This is a genomic window from Bacillus stratosphericus, assembly GCF_020524495.1.
In the GTDB taxonomy this organism is placed as follows: Bacteria; Bacillota; Bacilli; order Bacillales; family Bacillaceae; genus Bacillus; species Bacillus stratosphericus_B.
Map to the genome: position 1 here is coordinate 61614 of NZ_JAIVLB010000010.1, position 24938 is coordinate 86551.

General features: G+C 41.4%; 20 protein-coding genes and 1 pseudogene. 14 read left to right on the forward strand and 7 right to left on the reverse strand.

The annotated features are described in order from the left end of the window. Positions 1-26: 26 nt before the first annotated feature. From aspA to LC033_RS05915, 3 genes are all read left to right on the forward strand, one after another. The gene (gene aspA / locus LC033_RS05905) at positions 27-1451 is read left to right on the forward strand and encodes an aspartate ammonia-lyase (RefSeq protein ID WP_226567318.1); all 1425 of its coding nucleotides are present in this window, start codon (positions 27-29) and stop codon (positions 1449-1451) included. A 142-nt stretch (positions 1452-1593) separates the two neighbouring features. After that, on the forward strand, positions 1594-3000 hold the full coding sequence (gene nhaC / locus LC033_RS05910) for a Na+/H+ antiporter NhaC (RefSeq protein WP_226567319.1): 1407 nt from the start codon (positions 1594-1596) through the stop codon (positions 2998-3000). 265 nt (positions 3001-3265) lie between these two features. Next, entirely contained in the window at positions 3266-4114 is an 849-nt protein-coding gene (locus LC033_RS05915) for a polysaccharide deacetylase family protein (RefSeq protein WP_226567320.1), read from the forward strand. A gap of 147 nt (positions 4115-4261) precedes the next feature. Here the strand turns inward: LC033_RS05915 and fosM are convergent, their stop codons facing one another. The 4 genes from fosM to LC033_RS05935 form a co-directional block, all read right to left on the reverse strand. Further along, positions 4262-4678: a FosM family fosfomycin resistance protein gene (gene fosM, locus LC033_RS05920; protein WP_226567321.1), complete on the reverse strand. Its 417-nt coding sequence runs from the start codon at positions 4676-4678 to the stop codon at positions 4262-4264. A gap of 64 nt (positions 4679-4742) precedes the next feature. Further along, the gene (ribD, locus tag LC033_RS05925; RefSeq protein WP_226567322.1) at positions 4743-5834 is read right to left on the reverse strand and encodes a bifunctional diaminohydroxyphosphoribosylaminopyrimidine deaminase/5-amino-6-(5-phosphoribosylamino)uracil reductase RibD; all 1092 of its coding nucleotides are present in this window, start codon (positions 5832-5834) and stop codon (positions 4743-4745) included. Then, positions 5821-6582 (reverse strand): GTP cyclohydrolase II, encoded by a 762-nt coding sequence (locus LC033_RS05930; RefSeq protein WP_226567323.1) that lies wholly within the window; start codon positions 6580-6582, stop codon positions 5821-5823. Before LC033_RS05930 ends, ribD begins: the two co-directional genes overlap by 14 nt. 278 nt (positions 6583-6860) lie before the next feature. Further along, positions 6861-7076, reverse strand: coding sequence for a VOC family protein (locus LC033_RS05935; protein WP_226567324.1), 216 nt, complete (start codon positions 7074-7076; stop codon positions 6861-6863). 988 nt (positions 7077-8064) lie between these two features. Here LC033_RS05935 and LC033_RS05940 point away from each other — a divergent pair. The 9 genes from LC033_RS05940 to LC033_RS05980 all read left to right on the forward strand — a co-directional run bounded on the left by LC033_RS05940 (position 8065) and on the right by LC033_RS05980 (position 19862). Continuing rightward, the gene (locus LC033_RS05940; RefSeq protein WP_226567325.1) at positions 8065-9480 is read left to right on the forward strand and encodes a cytochrome ubiquinol oxidase subunit I; all 1416 of its coding nucleotides are present in this window, start codon (positions 8065-8067) and stop codon (positions 9478-9480) included. After that, positions 9467-10483, forward strand: coding sequence for a cytochrome d ubiquinol oxidase subunit II (cydB, locus tag LC033_RS05945; protein WP_226567326.1), 1017 nt, complete (start codon positions 9467-9469; stop codon positions 10481-10483). Before LC033_RS05940 ends, cydB begins: the two co-directional genes overlap by 14 nt. Then, complete coding sequence (gene cydD / locus LC033_RS05950) at positions 10483-12219, forward strand: thiol reductant ABC exporter subunit CydD (protein WP_226567327.1); 1737 nt, start codon at positions 10483-10485, stop codon at positions 12217-12219. The genes cydB and cydD overlap by 1 nt, the downstream gene beginning before the upstream one ends. Beyond that, positions 12209-13957, forward strand: coding sequence for a thiol reductant ABC exporter subunit CydC (cydC, locus tag LC033_RS05955; RefSeq protein WP_226567328.1), 1749 nt, complete (start codon positions 12209-12211; stop codon positions 13955-13957). Before cydD ends, cydC begins: the two co-directional genes overlap by 11 nt. Positions 13958-14449: 492 nt before the next feature. Then, positions 14450-16393, forward strand: coding sequence for a BglG family transcription antiterminator (locus tag LC033_RS05960; protein WP_226567329.1), 1944 nt, complete (start codon positions 14450-14452; stop codon positions 16391-16393). 121 nt (positions 16394-16514) lie between these two features. Next, positions 16515-16820, forward strand: coding sequence for a PTS sugar transporter subunit IIB (locus LC033_RS05965; RefSeq protein WP_226567330.1), 306 nt, complete (start codon positions 16515-16517; stop codon positions 16818-16820). A 14-nt stretch (positions 16821-16834) separates the two neighbouring features. After that, positions 16835-18184: a PTS cellobiose transporter subunit IIC gene (celB, locus tag LC033_RS05970; protein ID WP_226567331.1), complete on the forward strand. Its 1350-nt coding sequence runs from the start codon at positions 16835-16837 to the stop codon at positions 18182-18184. 26 nt (positions 18185-18210) lie between these two features. Beyond that, positions 18211-18537, forward strand: a complete 327-nt coding sequence (locus LC033_RS05975; RefSeq protein WP_226567332.1) for a PTS lactose/cellobiose transporter subunit IIA — start codon at positions 18211-18213, stop codon at positions 18535-18537. Continuing rightward, on the forward strand, positions 18534-19862 hold the full coding sequence (locus LC033_RS05980; RefSeq protein ID WP_226567333.1) for a 6-phospho-beta-glucosidase: 1329 nt from the start codon (positions 18534-18536) through the stop codon (positions 19860-19862). The genes LC033_RS05975 and LC033_RS05980 overlap by 4 nt, the downstream gene beginning before the upstream one ends. A 563-nt stretch (positions 19863-20425) precedes the next feature. On the opposite strand, the gene LC033_RS05985 is transcribed toward LC033_RS05980, so the two are convergent. Beyond that, positions 20426-21517, reverse strand: a complete 1092-nt coding sequence (locus LC033_RS05985) for a branched-chain amino acid aminotransferase (RefSeq protein ID WP_226567334.1) — start codon at positions 21515-21517, stop codon at positions 20426-20428. A 585-nt stretch (positions 21518-22102) separates the two neighbouring features. On the opposite strand from LC033_RS05985, the pseudogene LC033_RS05990 reads away from it, so the two are divergent. Next, positions 22103-22386: pseudogene (locus tag LC033_RS05990) on the forward strand (ABC transporter permease); the annotation flags it as partial. 94 nt (positions 22387-22480) lie between these two features. Then, positions 22481-23113 (forward strand): GTP pyrophosphokinase YwaC, encoded by a 633-nt coding sequence (gene ywaC / locus LC033_RS05995; RefSeq protein WP_226567335.1) that lies wholly within the window; start codon positions 22481-22483, stop codon positions 23111-23113. Between the two features lie 62 nt (positions 23114-23175). Here the strand turns inward: ywaC and LC033_RS06000 are convergent, their stop codons facing one another. Next, on the reverse strand, positions 23176-23325 hold the full coding sequence (locus LC033_RS06000) for a hypothetical protein (RefSeq protein ID WP_226567336.1): 150 nt from the start codon (positions 23323-23325) through the stop codon (positions 23176-23178). Further along, the gene (locus LC033_RS06005) at positions 23325-24428 is read right to left on the reverse strand and encodes a Rap family tetratricopeptide repeat protein (RefSeq protein ID WP_226567337.1); all 1104 of its coding nucleotides are present in this window, start codon (positions 24426-24428) and stop codon (positions 23325-23327) included. Before LC033_RS06005 ends, LC033_RS06000 begins: the two co-directional genes overlap by 1 nt. Positions 24429-24938: the final 510 nt, after the last annotated feature.

Below are 24938 nucleotides of genomic sequence, written 5' to 3' on the forward strand. Positions count from 1 at the left end.
ATTCTATAGAAAGCAGGTCATATAAGATGGTTCAAGCAATTTATCGCTACGAGAAGGATTTTCTTGGTGAAAAAGAAATTCCGGCAGACGTGTATTATGGTGTTCAAACCCTTCGTGCAAAAGAAAACTTCCCGATTACTGGGTATCGCATGCATGAGGAACTGATTAGAGCCTTTGCCATCGTCAAAAAAGCAGCAGCTCAAGCCAATATGGAAGTGGGACGCTTATATGAAGGAATTGGAAACGCGATTGTCAAAGCCTCTGACGAAGTCATTGAAGGCAAGTTGCATGAGTACTTCATCGTAGACCCTATCCAGGGCGGGGCAGGAACTTCAATGAACATGAATGCCAACGAGGTCATTGGTAACAGAGCCCTAGAGATTATGGGACATCAAAAGGGCGAATACATTCATTTAAGTCCAAACACACATGTTAACATGTCACAATCGACGAATGATTCATTCCCAACTGCTATTCATATTGCTGTGCTGAAGCAGTTAGACATTCTGCTTGAGACGATGCAAGCGATGCATGTTGTATTTCAAAAGAAAGCAAAAGAATTCGATCATGTGATCAAAATGGGACGTACCCATTTACAGGATGCGGTTCCGATCCGTTTAGGACAGGAATTTAATGCATACAGCCGCGTTCTAAACCGTGATATTAAGCGTATTAATCAATCAAAGCAGCATTTATATGAAGTGAATATGGGTGCGACAGCTGTTGGGACAGGCTTAAACGCAGATCCTCGTTATATTGAAATCGTAGTGAAGAAACTTGCTGATATTTCAGGGCTACCACTCGTAGGCGCAGAGCATCTTGTAGATGCAACGCAAAACACAGATGCTTATACAGAAGTATCAGCGGCATTAAAAGTATGCATGATGAACATGTCTAAAATTGCGAATGACCTTCGCTTAATGGCATCTGGTCCTCGAGCAGGTCTTGCTGAAATTGCATTGCCAGCCCGTCAGCCAGGGTCATCCATTATGCCTGGGAAAGTCAATCCTGTTATGGCAGAGCTCATTAACCAAATCGCATTTCAGGTTATAGGAAATGACCACACCATCTGTCTTGCTTCTGAAGCAGGTCAGCTTGAGTTAAATGTAATGGAACCTGTTTTGGTCTTTAACTTACTTCAATCTATTAGTATAATGAATAACGGATTCTGTTCATTCACAAATCATTGCTTAGCGGACATCGAAGCAAATGAGAAACGTTTGAAAGAATATGTAGAAAAAAGTGCAGGAGTGATTACTGCGGTGAACCCTCACTTAGGCTATGAAGCCGCGGCTAGAATTGCAAGAGAAGCTATTTTAAAGGGAGAATCCATTAGAGACCTCTGCTTGCAGTATGATGTATTAACGGAAGAGGAACTTGATATTATCTTAAATCCTTATGAGATGACAAAGCCTGGTATTGCAGGACAAGAGCTGCTAGAAAAGGGATAATATCAAAAAATTTATTTTATTAATATGACGAATTGCCTGTGAAAAAGAGAAAGACAGGCAATTCACTTTCTTTCGAATTGACGCACTTTTTTCACAATATTTTGAAAACGCTTAACGCAGATGCACAAAGGGAGGAAACAAAATGAAAACACCACGTCTACCGTCTATCTTAGAAGTCTTGTCTATCCTTGGCTTGTTTTTAGCAATTGTTTTATCATTTACTCTTTACTTCAATTTAGATATTCAACTAGCTTTGTTTATCTCATGGTTTATGGTGATCGCTTTAGGTATTCGTTTGGGACATTCATATAAGGATCTTCAAAACGCCATTACAAAAGGGATATCAAATGGTTTAGATGCTATTTTGATCTTAATTGCTGTAGGAGCACTTGTTGGAACATGGATTGCTGGTGGAGTTGTGCCTACATTAATCTATTACGGCCTAGAATTTATTCATCCTAACATTTTCTTATTAGCTACACTTGTGATATGTGCCATTATGTCCATTGCTACAGGAACCTCTTGGGGGACGGTTGGAACTGCGGGTATTGCAATGATTGCAATTGGTGAAGGTCTTGGTATTCCGCTTCCAATTGTTGCAGGTGCCGTTTTATCTGGAGCCTACTTTGGTGATAAATTATCGCCATTATCAGATAGCACCGTACTGGCCGCTTCTCTTTCTAAAGTGGACGTGCTTGCGCATGTAAGAGCTATGATGGTCTTATCCATACCAGCCTTTGTGATTACAGCGATTATGTTTACGGTTACAGGCTTTATGTATGGTGGCCGAAACATTGATCACGATAAAGTGGAGTTTTTGAAAAATGCACTTCATGATACATTTACAATTAATATCTGGATGGTTATTCCGGCTGTAGTGGTTGTGTTATTGCTTGTATTTAAGAAACCTTCAATGCCTGTTATCGCTATTGGTGCCCTTCTAGGTTCGATTTGGGCCATGGCTTTTCAAGGAATGAATCCGGCAGATGCGATTGCCACTGCTTATAATGGCTTTTCCATTAACTCAGATATAGATTTCTTAAATTCCCTGTTAAACCGTGGCGGTATTGTCAATATGCTAGGATCTTTAGTCGTGATTATCCTCGGTCTTGGTTTTGGTGGTGTACTTGAATATTTAGGCGTATTAAAAGTCATCGTCTCTATATTCGAGAAGAAATTGCATAATGCAGGAAACGTCACTCTATCCACGCTAATTGTTGCTTTCTTGGCGAATATTTTTGGCTGTGCTATGTATGTATCAATCATCCTTACACCAAAAATTATGGAAAAAAGCTATGACAAATTAAAATTAGACAGACGTGTATTATCTAGAAACTCTGAGGTCGGTGGAACACTTACGTCTGGTATGGTTCCATGGTCAGATAACGGGATATACATGGCGGGGATTCTAGGCGTGTCGACATTCTCGTATTTACCATTTATGTGGTTGAGCTTTGTTGCCATTGGTCTTGCCATTATTTATGGATATACAGGAAAATTCATTTGGTACGTTAAAAATCAACAAGAATCAGAAGAATCGGGATCATAAGCCGTTTAAAAGCCGCTCAAAAAGGAGCGGCTTTTATTTATAAATCCTATTCAATATTATAAGTTTATCGCTTTCGCAAAAATTGAAGAGAATCGTTTGGATTCAAAAAGCAGAAAAAGTAAGACTGAGTCATTTTGTTGGATGAGCTCAGGATGGCATGGAAGGGCGAAGATTTTGCAAAGCTCTTTAATAAAATGAATGAACAGTCATTAACTAATTTCTGTTATAATCATACGGTAGAAAGAGCGAAAGTAGGATTGGTGAAATGAAGAAAATATGTATTTTTATTGCGGTTGGTTTTGTCTTGCTGTTCATTTCGGGCTGTATGGGAATGAAGCAGCAAACAGAAGGAAACCAGCAAGCGGTAAAAGAGGAAAAAGGTCAAGCAAAAGAAACAAAACAGACACAGCAGAAAGAAGCGGCAGAGTTAGACAAACAAAAATGGATTCAGCAAAAGGAACCGGTTGCGCTCCCGATCTTGATGTACCACAGCCTCTCCAGCGGCAACTCGTTACGTGTGCCAAAGAGTGAGTTTGCAGCTCATATGAAATGGCTAATAGATAACGGTTATGTCACGCTGTCGCCGGAAGAGGCATATCAAGTCCTCATGACAAATTCGACACCAAGTGAAAAATTTGTTCTCATCACATTTGACGATGGATATTCAGACAACTACACAAAAGCATTTCCAATTTTAAAACAGTATGGAATGAAGGCAACGATTTTCATGATTGAGCAATCCATTGGCCGCCCGAACCACTTAACAGATGACCAAATGGATGAAATGATAGCAAATAGGCTATCAATTGAGAGTCATACAATTCATCATTTAGAGCTCAATCGTTTATCAAAGAAGCAGCAGGAAGAGGAATTAAAAGGGTCGAAGGCGTTCTTTGATCAGCGATTTTCTCAGCGCACGAGAATGGTCAGCTATCCGGTCGGGCGCTATAACGAAGACACGCTGAAGCTGGCAAAGGAAGCAGGATATCAGATGGCTGTGACCACTGAACCAGGACATGCGAAAAAGGAACAAGGCATGATGTCCTTGCACCGCCTGCGCATTTCACCGGGACTTTCACCCGAAAGCTTTGGGAGGCTGATAGAAGGAAATTGATAGATATTAGATCACAGATGTTTCACATGAAACATTTTACGACAAGTTTCATGGAGATGATTTGTGAATCCACATTGATAGTATGATGAGAAAGAAGAAACAGACCTTTCATGAAGATGGAAGGTCTGTTTCTTTTTTGCGTTTTATTCAAAACTCCATATGAGTTTTCTCTTGTTTGTAATAATCCATTCTATCTTTCAAGGTCCCTGTATGAAATTCAAATTTATGTCCATCAGGGTCCGTGAAGTAAATCGACTTCTGATCTCTTTCGTCTCTTGGCCGGCTTGGTAAAATGTTGACGTGCAAATCTTTTAGTTTGTTGTACATTGGATCTACATCCGCCTCATCAATAGAAAAAGCGATGTGTGTGTAAGAGTGATGGATGTCTTGACGAGGAATGTCTTTTTCCACATTGAGGGCAAGCCATAGCCCATTCAAATCAAAGTAAGCCGTCGTCCTTCCCTTTGCTAACAATGTGGCATTAAAGACCTTTGTATAAAAATCAATAGATGTCTCTAAATCAGAAACAGAAAATAATAAATGGTTTATTCCTTTGATGTTCAATTTAATCACCTCAAATTCAATGATGAGAAAAAAGCTTGCAGACTCAATCTACAAGCTTTGTTGTTTATTGATAAACAGGATAGCCTGTTATTTTCATATCTTTCCCTAGCTGTTCAACGGTGAGTTGATCCAGTTCAATTGCGTCACTCATGAGGGGGATGCCTTCGCCTCCGAAAAAGGAAGGAGAAAGTCGTCCGCCAATAAGCTTAGGTGCCATGTAGATGACCAATTTATCAACAAGTTGCTGCTCTAAAAATGAGGCATTCACTTGACCGCCACCTTCAATCATGAGGGAGGAGATGTTTCTTTCTCCAAGCACTTGAAGCACTTCTGGCAAGGGAACTCGCATGTCTCCATCTGTCATGATGACGTTGACTCCAGCTGCTTCAAAAGCGGCTCGCTTTTCCTCATCTGCTTGTTTTGTTGTGAAAATCCATGTAGGTGCCATCTGATCGGTGACGACCTTTGCCGTCAGCGGTGTAGACAGCTTAGAGTCTAAAACAATTCGTATCGGATGGTCACCATTTGGAATCCTTGCAGTTAATGATGGATCATCATGAATGACGGTTTGGGCACCAACCAAAATGGCATCATTGATACTGCGGATGTGGTAAGCGTCATAACGAGAAGTCTGTGAGGTAACCCACTTGCTGTCAGACGTAGCAGAAGCAATTTTCCCATCTAAGGTGATGCCCGCTTTGAGCGTCACGAACGGCGTTTTTTTCGTAATAAAGTGATTAAACACTTCATTCATGAGGATGGATTCCTGTTCCAATACGCCCGTGATCACTTGGATACCTGCGTCTTGTAAAATGGTAATCCCGCGGCCAGCGACAAGTGGGTTCGGATCAAGTGCAGCTACGACAACCGTCTCTAGGCCGGCTTTCACCAGTGCTTCAGCGCATGGGCCTGTGCGGCCATGGTGGGAACAAGGTTCTAGGGTCACATAGATCGTGGCTCCTTTTGCCTTGTCTCCAGCCATTTTGAGGGCGTGAATTTCAGCATGTGGTTCGCCGGCCTTCATGTGAGCACCAACACCAACAATTTCATTCTCTCGCACAATGACAGCCCCGACGAGCGGGTTTGGAGATGTCTGACCTTTCATTGCCCGTGCATTTTCAAGGGCTAGCTTCATATATCGCTCATGATGTGGCAATCGTATGCACCTCTTGATCCGCCTTCATGTGACCAGAGCGGTTCATTTTTGTCTGCAAGTATTTTTCGTTGAACTCAGAGACATCACCCCAAAGCGAAATCCGTCCAGAAAGAGAAAGGCCTGCATGGCTGATGGCATCTGTCTTTTTCGGGTTATTGGTAATGAGTCTCACTGGCTTTGTACGCAGTGTTTGAAGAACGGCAATGGCTTCTTCATATTGACGCGTGTCATCTTCAAAGCCGAGTGCTTCATTTGCTTCCACTGTATCGTAGCCGTTCTCTTGGAGAATGTAGGCCATGGCTTTACTGAAAAGACCTATGCCTCGTCCTTCATGATTGGCTAAATAAAACAGGGCGCCTGCTCCATTATCTTCAATCATTCGCATGGACTGTTTCAATTGGAACCCGCAGTCGCAGCGTTTGCTTCCGAAAATATCGCCAGTGTGGCAAATAGAATGCATACGGATCAGTGCTTCATCAGCATGTTTGAAATCTCCGTAAACAAGAACACTTGATTGCTGGTGATCCGCAAGCTCACGGGAGGAGAGGCTTTCAATTAAGGCTTCATCTGATAACGGTTCTTTTCCATCGTCCTTTAACCATGAATACCAGTTGAACATTACGGTTCTACCGTCTAAACTGACTGGCAGTTTAATCGGGCCAGTGATATATATATATCCGTCTTCTTGCTGTACTCGTTTGATTTTATCTTTTAAAATAGCTGTTTTAACCTCTGTGTGTTTGTCCATATTTTGCACCTTCTTTTTTGTCTGTTTCTTCTGGGAAAACCAATGTATAGCTTCTAATTCCTGAAAAACGTCGATCAATGGCTCCTTTTCTCCCGCATTCCCATGCATTAAAGGCAAGGTGATGATGGTATACACCAGTAGCGATAAATAAACTCGCTGGGGAGCCATTCGGATATGAAAACCGAGCGTGTTCACATAAAGGGAATCAGCTGCTTCTTGAAGGAGATCTTCACCATCAAGCGGTGCATTTCCGCCACCTTTCAGTTCACCATGTTTACCTATCCAAACATCCTCAGGCGATCAGCATAAACTTCGACGCCAATGTCATCAGGATCACTTAAATAAATGGTTTCACTGAAAAAGTGATCGCATACTCCAATTAAAGGATAGCCTTTTTTGATCACCTGTGCCAGCCATTTGCCCAGGTTTTTTCTGGTAAGTAATAAATACAGCAAAATGATAAACCCTGGCTCATGATGAGGTTTCTCTTTCAATTGGGCATCTTCTTTTAACACAACCAAAGGTGACGGTGGATTCCATCTAACTAATATAGTAAAAGGCAAAGAACGCTCAAAGTTGGATACATGTCATTCTGTTACACCCAATCTTAGCTGCTTCATTGTATTCAAGCTCGTTCATCCCTTCGTTATATGCGTCGGCACGTTCAAATGTTTTTGATAACCTATCAAAATGTATACATTGTTACTTTTAGTAACTGAACGATATATTTGAACTTAGACGCTTTCCGGAATGTTTTGTCTATTGAATTGTAAAAAAACACATACCCAAAAATGGATCGGGATATATTATTTATTTTATTATATCTATTGAATGATTTAACAGTGCAATAATACCGGTTTGTACTCCCATTCTGTCATTAATCTTTTTAGCTAACTAAAACATCCATATTATTGAATGGCTAAACTTAACACCTTGTTTTTTCAGGAGATGATTTAATTATCGGAAGAAAGTTGATTGAATTAGTTGAAGAATTAGCAATAAAAGAAGGGACAAAGGAACTCGCATTAGATACAGCTAACAAAGCCCTCTCTTCAAAATGGAATGATTTTTCCCTTAACGAGGAAAATCGGATTTCCACCTACCATAAATTGTATTTTTTGGTTTGTGTTATTTGGTTGGGGGAACCCCAAACATAATCAAAGCGCTGAAACTAAGAGGCAGTGCTATTTTTTTGTGATTTTTTTCTTTCCGTCACATATTTTTGACAAAGTATTCAAACAACTGACACAACATCACCCAATTTTTAGGTAAAAACTACTTTATTTTTGAAGTGCATGGGTGTAAAGTACAGGTATAAATAACTAGCCGAATGAAAATCAAGGGTAAAAGTTCACCGAGTAAACCATTTTAAAAACGGACTTTTATTTGTGAATAATTGAACAATCAGTGGACTTTTTGTGAAATTCTGAGCATGAGGAATTCGAATCATTCGGCATGTGAAAGTAAGGGAGGATGTAGGCTGTGAGTGAGCTATTTTTAGCAAGATTTCAATTTGCCTCAACGACATTATTTCATTTTATTTTTGTTCCTATGTCTATAGGTTTGGTGTTTATCGTCGCATTGATGCAGACCCTTTATGTGGTGAAGAAAAAAGACATCTATAAAAAGATGGCGAAGTTTTGGGGTCATCTTTTCTTAATCAACTTTGCAGTAGGTGTGGTGACAGGGATTTTGCAGGAATTTCAGTTTGGGATGAACTGGTCTGACTATTCAAGGTTTGTTGGTGATGTCTTTGGTGCACCGCTTGCCATTGAGGCACTATTAGCCTTTTTCCTTGAATCTACATTTATTGGACTATGGATTTTCGGCTGGGATCGTCTACCGAAGAAAATCCACTTATTGTGTATTTGGCTAGTTTCCCTTGGTACAATCTTTTCGGCGTTTTGGATTTTACTCGCCAACTCATTTATGCAGGAGCCAGTCGGATTTGTCATTAAAAATGGCCGTGCAGAGATGAATGATTTTGGAGCTCTTGTGACGAATCCGCAGCTCTGGGTTGAGTTCCCGCACGTTCTGTTTGGTGCGCTGGCAACAGGTGCTTTCTTTATTGCAGGAGTTAGTGCCTATAAAATGATCAAAAAACAAGAAATCACCTTTTTTAAAAAATCATTCCAGATTGCCATGGTACTCGCGCTCATTTCGGGCTTGGGTGTGGCGTTCTCTGGACATGATCAAGCGAAGCACCTAATGAAATCACAGCCGATGAAGATGGCAGCAAGTGAAGCCCTTTGGCAGGATAGTGGAGATCCAGCCGCTTGGACACTTTTTGCCAACATTAACACAGATAAAAAAGAAAACTCTGGAGAAATCAATATTCCGTTTGCTTTAAGTTATTTGGCTTATCAGAAGTTCAGTGGAGATGTTCCAGGCATGCTAACACTTCAAAAAGAATATGAAGCGAAGTTTGGCCCAGGAGACTACATTCCTCCAGTAAAAACGACATTCTGGAGCTTTAGAATCATGGTTGGTGCAGGAATGCTCATGATTTTTGCTAGTATGATGGGCTTGTACTTGAGCTTTAGAAAGAAACTTGAATCAAACAAATGGTATTTACGCTTTATGGTTTGGATGATTGCGTTCCCGTTTATTGCGAACTCAGCCGGCTGGATCATGACTGAAATCGGGCGTCAGCCGTGGACCGTCTTTGGCATGATGACGACCGCTCAATCGATTTCACCGAACGTATCTTATGGCATGCTGTTATTCTCAGTCATTAGCTTTACGACCATTTATCTGATTCTTGTCATCGTGCTTGCCTACTTATTCATTCGAGAAATTAAAAAAGGGGCACATTCTGAAGAGGATACAGATCAAAAGGATGAAACGGACCTATCTACAGATCCATTTGATGGAGGCGCATATCATGGCATATCTTAACGAGATTTGGTTTATTCTTGTCGCATTATTATTTGTTGGTTTTTTCTTCTTAGAAGGATTTGATTTTGGTGTAGGGATGTCTATGCAGTTGCTTGGAAAGGATGCGCATGAGCGCCGCATTTTAATCAATACGATTGGTCCTTTTTGGGATGCGAATGAGGTGTGGCTCCTTACAGCTGGCGGCGCTATATTCGCAGCGTTTCCTCACTGGTATGCCACGATGTTCAGTGGATACTATATTCCATTTGCGGTTCTCCTATTAGCGCTTATTGGGCGGGGGGTCGCCTTTGAGTTCCGAGGGAAGGTCGAGAAAGCTTCTTGGATCAAAACGTGGGACTGGGTCATATTCTGTGGCAGTCTACTTCCGCCGTTTTTGCTCGGTGTGCTATTCACAAGTATTTTACGCGGGATGCCAATTGATCAAAGCATGAATATGTACGCTGGTTTCACAGACTTTGTGAATCTTTATTCAGTGATCGGCGGGGTGTTAGTGACAGTTCTTTGCCTCCTGCACGGATTGATTTTTGTCACACTTCGTACAGAGGGAGATTTGAGACAGCGTGCAAGAAAGCTTGGCCAGCGTATCTTGCTGATCGCACTGCCAGTTCTTGTTCTATTTGTCGGTGTGTCCATCATCGAAACAGACATTTATACAGTCCGCCCTATCATCACCATTCCTTTAACGGGGCTGATTGTGGTTTGTTATATAGCGGCTCTTGTCTTTATGAGAAAAGAGCGTGATGGCTGGACGTTCTTATTCACAGGAGCAGGCATCATGGTGACTGTGACGATGCTTTTCACCGCATTGTTCCCGCGTGTGATGATTAGTTCAATCAACCATGCGTTCGATCTCACCATTCAAAACGCTGCATCAGGATCTTATTCACTTACGGTCATGACGATTGTCGCCATTTCTTTGCTGCCTTTTGTGCTTGGGTATCAAATTTGGAGCTACTATGTCTTCCGTAAGCGTGTAAGCGGTAAGGAGCCAATGACTTACTGATGGATAAACGCTTGCTTCAATTAAAGGGAATGAGAGGGCTTCTTGCCCTCTTAGGTATTGTGTCACTCATTCAAGGAGCAAGTATAATTTTCCAAGCACAGTGGCTGGCACATGCCATAACAACGCTGTTTGATGGGAAAAGCCTCGCGCAGGCAACGCCTTATGTTTTACTGTTTCTTGCTGCCTTTCTTGTGCGGCACGGTCTCACCTTCATTCGGGAGAGAGTCATGTTCACTTATTCTTCCCGAATTGGAGCAGACGTACGAAAGCAGCTGTTAGATCAACTCTTTCGTTTAGGTCCAGCCTTCACAAAGAAAAAAGGAACAGGAAAGCTTGTGACATTAGCGATGGAGGGAATTGCCCAATATCGTCAGTATTTACAGCTGTTTTTGCCGAAAATGGTAAACATGGCCGTAATCCCGGTGATGGTTCTTGTCTATGTTTGGACACTAGATGAAACATCTGCCGTCATTTTAATTGTGACGCTGCCGATTTTAATTGTTTTTATGATTTTGTTAGGCCTTGTCGCCCAGCGTAAAGCGGCCAAACAATGGAGATCGTATGAGAAATTATCCAATCATTTTACTGATTCCCTCCGTGGCCTTGAAACACTTCGCTACTTAGGTATTAGCAAAAAGCACTCTCGCAATATCGCGGAGGTGTCAAAGCGATATCGAAAGGCGACAATGAGCACACTGAAGGTCGCATTTCTTTCATCGTTTGCTCTCGATTTCTTTTCCATGTTATCGATTGCGACCGTTGCTGTATTTCTTGGCTTGCGATTAATTGAAGGGGAACTTCTCTTATTGCCGGCTTTGACAGCACTTATGCTGGCTCCGGAATATTTCCTACCAGTACGTGAAGTGGGAAATGATTATCATGCGACGTTAAATGGAAAAGAAGCGAATGAGGCCATTCAGGTCATTTTAGATGAAAAGGGCTTCCAAGCGCAGGAGACACAATCCATGCAGCTGAGCCGGTGGAATGAACAAGATGTGCTCACGCTGCAAGATATCTATGTCCTGCATGATGACCATGCACCGTATTCCATTCAAGATGTAGACCTGACTGTCAACGGAAAGAAAAAAATTGGAATCATTGGTACCAGTGGTTCAGGAAAATCAACGTTAACAGATGTCCTCGGCGGCTTTGTTGAACCGTCTTCAGGTCAAATCACGCTAAATGGCCAGAAGCTTGTTCATTTACAGCTGACGGCATGGCAAAAGGAAGTCGTTTATATGCCGCAGCATCCCTATTTATTTCACATGACATTAAGGGAAAATATTCGTTTTTATGAGCCAAATGCAACAGATGAAGAAGTCGAAAAAGCTGTGCAGGAGGCGGGCTTATCTCAGCTCGTAGCGGAGCTGCCAAATGGGCTGGATGAGGTCATTGGAGAACAGGGAAGAGGGCTAAGCGGCGGACAGGCGCAAAGGGTTGCGCTTGCTCGGACTGTGCTGGGACAGCGGTCGATCATGCTGTTAGATGAACCAACGGCGCATCTCGACATTGAGACAGAGTATGAATTGAAGAAAACGATGCTTCCGCTGTTTGAAGATAAACTAGTGTTTTTAGCAACACACAGGCTTCATTGGATGCCGGATATGGATGAAATCATTGTGATGGATCATGGAACCATTGCAGAAATGGGAACACATGAATCATTAATGCAAAGAAAAGGTGTGTACTATCAATTGGTACAGGAGCAAATGGGGGCGGTCACACATGGTCAGTAAAGGCTGGTTTATACCTTATATCAAGGAGAATCAAAAGCTGTTTGCCTTGGTCCTTTTTTTAGGAGCCATTGCGGTGTTCTCTGCTTCTATGCTCATGTATACATCAGGATTTCTGATTTCAAAAGCTGCCACAAGACCTGAGAATATTTTATTGATCTATGTCCCAATCGTGGCAGTACGTACCTTTGGTATTTCACGCTCAGCTGCTCGTTATGCAGAAAGGCTAGCGGGCCATCAGCTCATTTTGACGATGATTGAAAAAATGCGGGTGCGTCTGTATGACATGGCTGAACGAAGTGCCAAACAGACAAAGCTTGGTACAGGTGAAATGCTCGGACTCTTATCAGAAGATGTGGAGCGATTACAGGATGCCTATTTAAAAACAATCTTTCCATCCATTGGTGCGTTGCTTTTATATGCGGCATCGATTGGGGCACTTGGGCTTTTCTCATGGCCTTTTGCTGGATTAATGCTGCTCTATATTGCTCTTCTTGTGTTTATTTTCCCATACGTTACAGTGCTTGTGAACCGGGTGAGACAAATTCAAATGAAAAAAGACAGAAATGAATTGTACAATCTTTTAACAGATGCGGTCATGGGCGTCAGTGACTGGTTGTTTAGTGGCAGGCAGAACGATTTTGTTGATGGCTATGAACAGAAAGAAGCGCAGCTGTTAGTACTTGAAGCGACCAAACATCGGTTTATCCATCTACGTCAATTGTTTGCGCAGTTGATCATTGGAGGGGCAGTCGTGCTCGTGGTGTATTGGAGCGGCTCAGTCGTTCAGTCAGGATCTATATCACACACGCTCATTGCAGCCTTTGTGCTTGTGCTGTTTCCGTTAACAGAAGCCTTTCTTCCACTGTCAGATGCGGCAGGTGATATTCCTGGTTATCAGCATGCCGTCAGTAGATTAAATCGTTATGAAAAGCAGTCGTATGAAGGAGAAACTGAGAGGGAGTCAGTGGATCTGACAACCATTTCTCATGATGAAGCGGTCTGTTTTGATCAAGTAACCTTTGGATATGAGGCGGATCAACATGTGCTTCAAAACCTCTCGTTTTCGCTTAAGCAAGGGGAATCACTCGCTCTCTTAGGAAAAAGCGGTGCAGGAAAATCGACCATTTTAAAATTGTTAGAAGGGGCAGTCGTCCCAAATCAAGGTGTTGTCAGCATTCAGGGGAAACCGGTGCAACGCATTCAAGAGAACGTGTCCTCCTATGTGTCTGTGCTCAATCAACAGCCTTATTTATTCGATACGTCTGTTTTAAACAATATTCGCTTAGGCTCTAAAGACGCGACAGAAGAGCAGATCAAAGAAGCGGCGAGACAGGTACAGCTGCACGATTACATCGAATCTTTGCCAGAAGGCTATCACACAGGTGTACAGGAGACTGGGGTTCGTTTCTCAGGTGGAGAAAGGCAGCGTCTGGCGTTAGCTCGGATTTTGCTGCAAAACACACCGATTGTTGTATTGGATGAGCCAACTGTCGGACTTGATCCACGGACAGAGCGTGAATTGCTTGAAACGATATTCCGTGTGTTGAAAGGAAAAACAGTGATTTGGATAACCCATCACCTGACTGGCTGTGAGGCGTGTGATCGAATCATGTTTATTGAAGATGGTCACATTGAGATGCAAGGACAGCACAAGGATTTACTGAGAGAAAACCACCGTTATCAAAAGCTGTATGAGATGGATCGTCCGTGTGAATGCCACCGTAAATGGCCTTGTTGATCATAAATGGGGTCCATCTGTTTTTTATTGATTAAAGGAGCTGAAAAAAGGAGACGAGGTAATCCTGACGTCTCGTCAGGAAAAAATCGAAGTCATTAAGGTGCAAAGGCTATCCGCGTGAAGAGAAGTCAAATGCTTTTTTCAGGTACGCCTTTACACAGAATCTCAATTTCATCACATCTACTGGGACATTTGATCATGTACGATACTCATGAAAAAAGATGGGTTGTATTACACAGCTAATCTCCTCATAAAAAGGCGGATACACAAAGGTGTATCGCCTTTTTTTAATGCCTTCCGCAAAAACAGCTGTGAAAAAGATTCATAGGCCAATAGATATGGTTTGTCGTATAAATAGGGGCGTTTGTCATATAAATGAGTTGGCAATTTTTATATCTATTCAGTAGAATATGAGTATTGAAGAGAACTGCAAGCGTATACAACTTGTTCATCCAAGGCAGATTCTTCACCTTAAATAAGGAGGTCGATCTTATGCTGAGTAAAAGACTGACGCACATCTTAAGTCAGCTGATGGCGGCTGAGACTCCTCTCACAAGCGCTGCGCTTTCTGTCAGCTTACAAGTGACAAGCCGCACCATTCGTACAGACATCAAGGAATTGAATGACCGTCTTTCCCCTTATCAAGCGGCTGTATCAGCTGTTAGAGGAGCTGGCTATGAGCTCTTGATCAAAGATGAGAATGCCTTTCGCCGTTTTATGAAAGAGGAGGTGGAACAGGAGAAGCCGCTGGCTGTTCTGCCGGAGGAGCGTGTCCGATTTATTTTAAAAAGGCTACTTCTCGCAGATCCGTACGTGAAGCTAGAAGACTTACAGGAGCAGCTTTTTATTAGTAAATCAACGATGAGTAATGATATGAAGTGGGTCAAACGTAAGCTTGAGCCCTTTGATCTTAAGCTAGAATCAAAGCCGAGTAAAGGGTGCCGGATTAAAGGATCTGAGATGAAAATCCGTTATTGTATGTCAGAATATTTATTCAATGAACGCCGTTCCTATCAAACGATGCTGAATACAGCTGTCACCATTTTGCCAAAGAGTGAGCTAGAATTAATTCAGAAAACCATGATTGATTATATCAATGAGGAAAAAATGAATCTATCTGACATATGCATGAATAATTTAATTGTTCATGTCGCCATTGCCTGTAAACGAATTAGGCACGGAAACTATGTTTCTGTTCTTCCAGAGGAAATGAACGAAATCCCGCAGGCAAAGGAATACAAGGTAGCAAAAAAAATGGTTGAACGTCTTGAAGGGCTGCTTGATGTCTCCTTTCCACAAGAGGAGATCGTCTATATGGCCATTCACTTGCTAGGGACTGCCAAAATGGTGCAGTCTTTTTCTTCGAGCGGTCAAAAACAAATTGTCGATGATGACACAAGCCGACTTGTTCAGCTCATGCTGAAAGCCATTGATCAAAAATTGCAGCTAGATTTAGCTGCTGATGCGGAATTAATGCTTGGCCTCAGTCTGCACTTAAAGCCAGCCATGAACCGGTGTAAATATGGCATGAACTTACGAAATCCGATGCTCGATGAGATAAAAGCAGGGTATCCACTCGCCTTTGAAGCAGGGATTATTGCGAGCAGGGTCATTGAAGAAGAGGCAGGTCTGTCCATTCATGAGAAAGAAATCGGATATATGGCGCTCCATTTTGGTGCTGCTTTAGAGCGTAGAAAAATGGAGATTCCGCCGAAGCGCTGCCTCATTGTCTGTGCATCTGGTGCAGGGAGTGCAAGGCTATTACAGGATCGTTTGCATTCACAATTTGGGTCCAAACTGACCATTTTAGGAACAGCAGAGCTTTATTCACTTCCACATGTCTCTTTACATGCCCTGGATTTGATTATTACGACGATCCCTATTCATATGGATTTGCCGATCCCGGTCATTCAAGTGAACACCATTTTGGGAGGCGGTGACTTTTTAAAAATTGAAGAAGCCCTGACGAGTGAATCAAGAGTGACGTTGGCCTCTCAATATATGAAAAAGGAATTGGTCTTTACAAAACGCGTTTTTCAAACAAAGGAAGAGGTCATGACTTTTCTCACGCAAAAAGTCATCGGTATGGGGTTAGCACCAGTAGAGCTCACACAATCTGTGATGGAACGAGAGCAGGCTGCACCAACCTCCTTTGGGCATTATACAGCGATTCCCCACCCTATGACCCCGCTGACAGACGAGACGTTCTGGGCAATATGTACATTAGAAAAACCCATCATTTGGGGAGAGAAAAAAGTTCAATTTGTCTGCTTGCTTTGTGTTGAAAAAGAGAATGCCAAAGATTTGAAAGGAATGTACCGTCTGCTGGGAGAGCTTGTGCATAATGTGAAATTCATTCAGCATCTCATCGCCTGTGATACCTTTGAAGACATGCTAGATGTGATGTATAAAAAGGCCCCTTCGTACAAGAACTAACAGTGTGATATTAACTTTTTCCGCTTCCTTAAGGAAAAAGTATGGGTGTTTATGAAAGCGGTTTCATAATATGATGATTGTGTAAAGAAAAGCTTCACACTTCTAAAAGGGGGGGTTACACATGGACATCTTATTGGTTTGCGCAGCAGGTATGTCAACAAGCTTACTTGTCACAAAAATGGAGAAAAGTGCACAAGAACAAGGGAAAGACTATCGTATTTGGGCGGTATCTGGAGATGCTGCAAAAAGTCATATTGATCAAGCCGATGTGCTTTTATTAGGACCACAGGTTCGATATTTATTGCCACAAATGAAAAAGCTCGGAGCAGAAAAAGGAATACCAGTAGACGTCATCAATACGGTGCATTATGGCGTGTGTAATGGCGCCGAAGTTCTAAAATCTGCTGAACAGTTAGTGAACGGATAAAGGGGGCGGAAGGGATGAATGGATTCAACCGATTTCTAGAAGAGAAGGTCATGCCGTTTGCAGGAAAAATTGCCGCTCAAAGACATTTACAAGCATTGCGTGACGGAATCGTTTTAACCATGCCTCTCATTATTGTCGGTTCACTGTTTCTCATTTTAGCCAACCTTCCGATCCCAGGATACAGCGATTTTATGGCAAGTATCTTTGGAGACGAATGGGCCACGAAGCTATCCTATCCTGTGAATGCAACCTTTGACATTATGGCACTTGTTGCGACCTTTGGGATAGCCTACAGGCTTGCTGAAAAGTATGCTGTCGATGCACTATCATCTGGTGCGATCGCTGTCGCGGCTTTCCTTTTGGCGACACCATATCAAGTGCCTTTTACACCCGAAGGCTCAACAGAAGCCATCTTAGTGAATGGCGGAATTCCGGTCACACTTATGGGTAGTAAAGGGTTATTCGTTGCCATGATTATTGCCATGCTTTCAACAGAAATTTATCGCTTCATTGTGCAGCGAAATATCGTGATTAAAATGCCTGATGGTGTACCGCCAGCAGTTAGTAAATCGTTTATCGCACTTATTCCAGGTTTTGTGGTCATCACGCTGATCTGGGTCGCTAGACTTGTGATTGAGATGACACCTTTTGAGAGTATTCATAATATCATCACGGTCTTAATTGGCACACCGCTTTCTATTCTTGGGGGAAGCTTAGGGGGAAGTATCGTCGCCATAGGTGTACAAATGCTCCTCTGGGCTTGTGGTATTCACGGAGCAACGATTGTCGGAGGCGTCATGGGTCCGATTTGGCTCGGTGCGATGGATGAGAACCGTCTTGCGTTTCAAGCAGGAGAAATGCTGCCGAATATTTTCACAGCGCAGTTCTTTGAAATTTTCATCAATGTCGGCGGAAGCGGCGCGACACTTGCTTTGGTGCTGACGATGATCTTACGTTCCAGAAGTAAACAAATGAAACAGCTTGGTCGACTAGCCATTGGGCCAGCCATCTTTAACATCAACGAACCGATTATTTTTGGAATGCCGATTGTGATGAACCCAATGCTTCTTATTCCGTTTATTCTTACGCCAATCATCATGATCATCACCACATATATCGGAATGAGCACAGGACTTGTGGCAAAACCCGCAGGAATCGCTGTCCCATGGACAATGCCACCAATCATTTCAGGCTATCTCGCTACAGGCGGGAAAATCTCCGGTGCTGTCATGCAGCTGATCAACCTCGCGTTGTCATTTGCTCTATACTACCCATTCTTTAGAATGTGGGATAAGCAGAAATTGAAAGAAGAAAATGAACTGGATACAAAAGCATCAACTGACGAAAATGTCGTCAGCATGTAATAGAGGGAACAAGGGGGATGCGGCTGATGGAAATGGAACAAATTGTGTTTCAACTCATCTTGCATGGTGGAAATGGCAGAAGCTCAGCAATGGAGGCCATTACATGTGCAAAGCAAGGAAACTTTGATGAGGCGAAGCAAAAATTGCAGGAAGCACAAGACGCTTTAAATGAGGCGCATCACGCACAGACAGAGCTGATCCAAGGAGAAATCAGAGGAGAAAAGGCTGACATCAGTCTCTTAATGATTCATGCACAGGATCATCTCATGAACGCCATGACTGTCAAGGAGCTTGCAGCGGAAATTATTGAGCTCCATGAAAAAATGAAACAATTCGGAGGTGTTAATTCATGAAAGACGGAATCAAAATTGTCACAATAGGCGGTGGATCGAGCTATACGCCGGAACTGGTTGAAGGTTTTATCAAACGGTATCAAGAATTGCCTGTGAAGGAATTATGGCTTGTGGATATTGAAGCAGGGCAGGAAAAACTAAATATCGTAGGTGCTTTTGCGAAACGTATGGTCGAAAAAGCAGGTTTGCCCATTGAGGTACACCTGACCATTGACCGACGGGAAGCTCTGAAGGATGCTGACTTTGTCACGACACAATTTCGTGTAGGACTGCTGGAAGCACGAGCAAAAGATGAAAGAATACCACTCAAATATGGCGTCATTGGTCAGGAAACGAATGGGCCAGGTGGTTTATTTAAAGGTCTTCGCACCATCCCAGTCATTTTAGATATAGTGAAGGATATGGCAGAGCTTTGTCCAGAGGCTTGGCTTGTGAACTTTACAAATCCAGCGGGGATGGTCACAGAAGCTGTTTTACGCTACACGAATTTGAAGAAGGTGGTCGGTCTATGCAATGTGCCGATTGGGATCAAAATGGGGATTGCAAAGGCGCTTGATGTGGATGTTGAACGCATTGAAGTGCAGTTTGCCGGCCTCAATCACATGGTGTATGGATTAGATGTGTATTTAGACGGGGTCAGTATTATGGATCAGGTGATTGATGAATTAGGAAATCCAAATAGCCAGTGGTCCATGAAGAACATTGAGGCGAAAAACTGGGAGCCTTCTTTTGTCAAAGGCTTAGGGGTCATTCCATGTCCGTATCATCGTTACTACTACAAAACGAAAGACATGCTGGAGGAAGAGCAAAAAGCGGCCCAAGAAAAAGGAACAAGAGCAGAGGTTGTCCAGCAAGTCGAGCAAGAATTATTTGAGCTATACAAAGACCCTGATTTATCGATTAAACCGCCGCAGCTCGAAAAAAGAGGCGGGGCTTATTACAGCGATGCTGCATGTAATTTAATCAGCTCTATCTATAATGATAAGCATGACATTCAACCGGTTAATACAGTGAACAGAGGAGCGATTGCCAGCATTCCGGCTGAATCAGCGGTTGAAGTGAACTGTATCATAACGAAGGACGGCCCAAAACCAATAGCGACTGGTGATCTACCTGTGGCTGTGAGAGGGCTCGTTCAGCAAATCAAATCATTCGAACGTGTGGCAGCCGAAGCTGCTGTGACAGGAGATTACGAGACGGCTCTTGTCGCCATGACAATCAATCCACTCGTCCCTTCTGACGAAATTGCAAAGCAAATGTTAGATGAAATGCTAGAAGCGCACCGTGAGTATTTACCGCAATTCTTCAAATCAGTGAACGCATAAAACGAAATGGCCCCTTGATGGGGTCGTTTTTTATAATCTGACCATATGGAAATTTGAGAAAGAAGTGTATGATAGGATGGTTTCCAAGTTTTGGCATAGTGGTGCTGTTTTTGTAGGGCATCATCGCCACCTTTTTTCCTGAAATCTTTTATTTGATTGAAAGAAACCATGGCGTCAAAGGGAAAGGGTGGATGTATGCAGGGGGAAAATTGTGTGTGTATCGGTTTTGTTTTGGTGGACGATTTGATGGAAAGTGAGTTATCCAAATAAACCCGCAAATCTCATCACTTCTTTTTATTGATTCTCTTTCGTCGATACTTTACAAAGGTAACGGAGAAGACGATGGTTGAAATCCCGAGAAACTTAAATATAAATCGAGTGAGGAACGGTGAATCCTCGAAGCCTGTAGGCACTATGCATGATCCAATGATGACCAGTAAGTCAAAAACATAAGCATCACTCCTGAGTTTTTTTGGAATAGAAGAACATCATTTCCATTATACAGTGAGATGGAAATAAACAAAAAAAGAACCCTTCATGAAATGAAAGGTTGTTTCGCTTGTTTATGCCTGCTTGACGACCGAGTCGACTTCTACTGTCCAGCCGAAGATGTCTGGCTGTGTCCCTTTTTGGATGCCCGTAATAGCTTCGTATAATCTTTTCGATACTTCGCCTGTTTGACCATTTTGAATGACATATGGTTGATCGTGATAAATTAACTCACCGACAGGAGAAATCACGGCTGCCGTCCCTGTTCCAAAGATTTCTTCAAGTTCGCCTGATTGGTGTGCGTCAATTAATTCATCAATTGAAATTTTGCGTTCTGTCACAGGAATCTCCCAATGCTTTAACAGCTCAAGCACAGAGTTACGTGTGATGCCTTCTAAAATGCTGCCGTTCAATTCAGGCGTCACGATTTCTCCATTAATTTTAAAGAAAATATTCATGCTGCCCACTTCTTCAATGTACTTTTTCTCGACCCCATCAAGCCAAAGAACCTGTGAGAACCCTTTGGTTTCAGCGACTTGCTGTGCCTTCAGGCTCGATGCATAGTTTCCAGCTGTTTTGGCATTTCCTGTTCCACCCTTAACGGCACGGACAAACTCGTTTTCAACCGCAATTTTCACCGGATGGATGCCTTCTTTATAGTATGATCCCACTGGAGATAGGATAATGAGCAGCTTATACGTGCTTGACGGTGCAACACCTAAATATGGCTCAGTGGAAATAATGAATGGACGAATATACAAGGAAGTGCCCTCTGCATCAGGTACCCAGTCCTTATCAATGCGAATGAGTTCATTTAAGCCCTCTAAAACCGTTTCTGTATCAATTTGTGGAATACACAGGCGGTCATTGGATCTGTTTAGGCGTTCCATATTCTTTTCTGGACGGAATAAGAGAATTTTTTGATCCTCAGAAACATAGGCCTTCAAGCCTTCAAAAACAGACTGACCATAATGATAGACCATAGAAGCTGGATCCATTGGAATTGCCTGATAAGGGATAATTCTTGGATCATACCAGCCTTTATCAATTGAATAATCCATCACAAACATGTGATCTGTGAATATTTTTCCAAATTCAAGTTGATCAGATTGAGGTTTTGGTTTTTTTGTTGAACTAAGTTCAACGCGGATGGGTTGTTTTGGCATTGTAAATCTCCTTGCTGTTTGATTATTTGAAAATTCTAATAATATGAAATAATTATGATTCTATTCTATACCTTCACAAAATATTAGCAATAGGTTTTCTGGAATTCAGACAAGAAAAATCTGTTAAAGTGCTTTCCTCTCCTCTTCTGTTCGTTTTACTGATGTCACCCTTTTCAAAACAGAAATAAAATCCAAATGATTATTAAATGATTAATCTGACAATTTAAAACAAATGGTTTTCTTGTAAGATATTCTTTCAAACATACACCTTTAGACTATTACATTGCAAGGAATAGCGTCATTTAATTTAAACCGATAAAGTAAGAAGAGAAGCGAAGGAAGCAAGGAACAACGTACGATGTGGCAGCAAACGGAAACGACAAAAACCCTGAAACCAAGCAAAAACCTTTCAGCGTATTAAATCGGCATTTATGGCCAAAGCGGGATCAACAATTTACATGAGAGGTGGTACATACAAATTGATTATCCATCATTCAGGGACAAAAAAAGTTCCTGTTGTCTTTCAGGCTTATGGAAAAGAAAAACCCCGCTTTTTCAGCAAAATCGGGCAGGGCCATATATCATTTTGCAGCGATAGGAGGCATTGTGCTGGTGTAAAGGGTGATGACAGCAGAAATTAACGCAGATGCGCCTTATTTAATGGATGGAGTAGCTACTGCTATTATCGGTTTTTCAGTCATAGGAGCAGGAAAGCCAAATGCATTTGGCACTTTTATTGGTAATGTGCTCATCGGTATTTTGTAAATGGACTTGTGGTGATGTCTGTCCCTTATTACACAATGGATAATGTGAAAGGATCTGTGCTTGCACTTGCATTGGCGCTGACTTCTTACAACCAGCGCAACTAAGATGTATTTTTTTAAAACCATTCGAGTCCTCTCTCCGTCTACTTAACGGAAAGCAGTGTAATAGCTGTTTTCCAAAAGGAGATGACAAAGAGAAATGAATATGTCAGCAACTCATGTAGAAGATTTGAAAAGTGTCATGGAAGACTGGAAAAATGAATTATTAGTATATAAATTTGCATTAGATGAAATGGATACAAAGTTTTCGATTATTAGTCAGGAATATAACTTAATCCATGGACACAACCCAATAGAGCATACAAAATCACGAATCAAATCCTTTGAAAGCATCGTGAATAAACTAGCAAGAAAAGGGTGCGACATCACCACACAATGTGCCAAGGAGAACATTCATGATATCGCTGGTGTCCGCATCATCTGCTCTTTTATTCAAGATATCTATAATATTATCGATGTACTGAGGCAAAGAGAGGATTTAAAGATTCTTGAGGTAAAGGATTACATTCAACATCCAAAATTAAATGGCTATAAAAGCCTTCATTTAATTGTTGAAATTCCTGTCTACTTAACGAATCGTGTGGAGCATGTGAAGGTTGAGATACAGGTGCGGACCATTGCGATGGATTTTTGGGCGAGTCTTGAACATAAAATCTATTATAAACTGCAAAACGATGTCCCTCATCAGCTCACCGATGAGCTAAAGGAAGCGGCAGATATCGCCCATTACTTAGATGAAAAAATGCAAAATATTAAACGAGAAATTGATTAAAAAGATAAAAAAGAGTAGCTGTTTCTGATCACAGCTACTCTTTTCTTTCATCGGCATTCATTTTAAGGATTGGTTCCTCGATCTCTCTTTTGGATAATGGTTCCTTCATCTTGAAATTGTGCAGTTTGGCTGTTTTTTTGGGTGGAAGTGCCAATGAAAACACCTGACATCAAGATTGTAAAAATCGCACTTGTTATGAACAATTTCTTCATCATTCATCACTCCAATTTTTAACATTTTTTAATGACAACGCCTTGTTCCAAAAATAAGTTGATTCTTCATGAAGGCCATTTTCAGTTAAGGATGCTGCTACATCATGACAGATGGCTTCAAGATCAAGGAGGAAATTCATTGATTCTAATTGATCACAAAAAGAAATGATTTGCTCAATCATGTTGTCTGGCTGTAGCATGAGCGTTTCTAAAATCGATAATTTAAGTGAAATGTTTCGTTGTTTTAAATTTTCTGCTTTTTGAAGTGAAAGCTGTACGTAATAGGTGAACAAACCAGGCTTTTTCAGCTTAAATAGCGCTTTTGTGTAGGCATACAAGGCAAGTAAATAGCCGCCTGGAGAAGAAGTTTCAAATGTCTCAATCAATAAAGCTCTTTCTAGGAGCGGTACAGCTTCACTGTATTGGTTTCTTAGACTTTTAATAAAGGCAGCATTACAGTACGCATGACCAAGTAAATCTGGGTCTTCCATCTGTTCTAGTGAATGAATAACCTGTTGAAACAACATCTCTGCCTCATCATAGTTCATTTGATCTGCATAATTCAAAGCAAGCATCATTTGACAGCTGATTGATTTTTTCACATAACATGGATCTGTGTCATAAATAGATGAAGCCATTTTTAAGTGGTGTATGGAGAGAAGTGTGGATCTAATATTGTAGTATAGGCATCCTGTTTTATAATGAAATTCTGCTTTTTCAATGTCATCATGTACGAGATCTAATTTATTCTCAGCCAATTTTAAATGATGGAATGCCGTTTCCTGATTTCCTCTGCGCATTTCATACATTCCTTTAAAGAAATAGTAATAGTAGCTGAGCATATCATCTGTACGGATGGCATCTTCATCAACAAAAAGACTATGATCTAACGAAGTCGTATCTTCGATAAGATCTTTGAAACGGTATTCTAGTAATTGATAATAAAGTAAGACGTCTTGATTCTCTTCCATTCGATCAAACGCTTGAAGAATATCTTCTTTTAGTTGTATGGCTTCTTGAATCTCTCTTTTTTTCATCAATACATACCAGTGATTTAGCATATTTGCTACATCAACGGACGACAAAACCCCTGTTTCGGCCAATTAGTATCCTCCTTTCTTCATTTCTTCATCTATCACCATATTTCAATTTGCCGTTCAGCTAAATCATCTTTCCATATCAGAATGTAAGTACTATATTATATTTTAAGCTGTCTTTATCAATTTGTAAAACATGTTTTCTGATGTAAATTCAACCAATAGTGAAAAATAAAGGGATTATCAGATTTAATGTGTACGATTACATTTTTTTAGATGAAAAGAGTAGGATAGAAAAAATATATTACAATATCAACAGAAAGAGTAAGGTAGTTATTGAAATCTTATAATAGGTAAGAAAGAAATAGCGGTTTCCAAGATGTATTCTCATTTTTTGTGAGATTATATCCACATGAATATTGTGAAGCGCTCTTCTTTCAGAATAAAATGAGTTATTCGCAAAAAAATAAAATTTAAAGAGACTATTGATCTAGAGTTGTATGGATCTTTTGGTATTGATAAAAAATATCACACATAATAGATTTAGCGTGGTATAGTAATATTATTGTTTAGAAT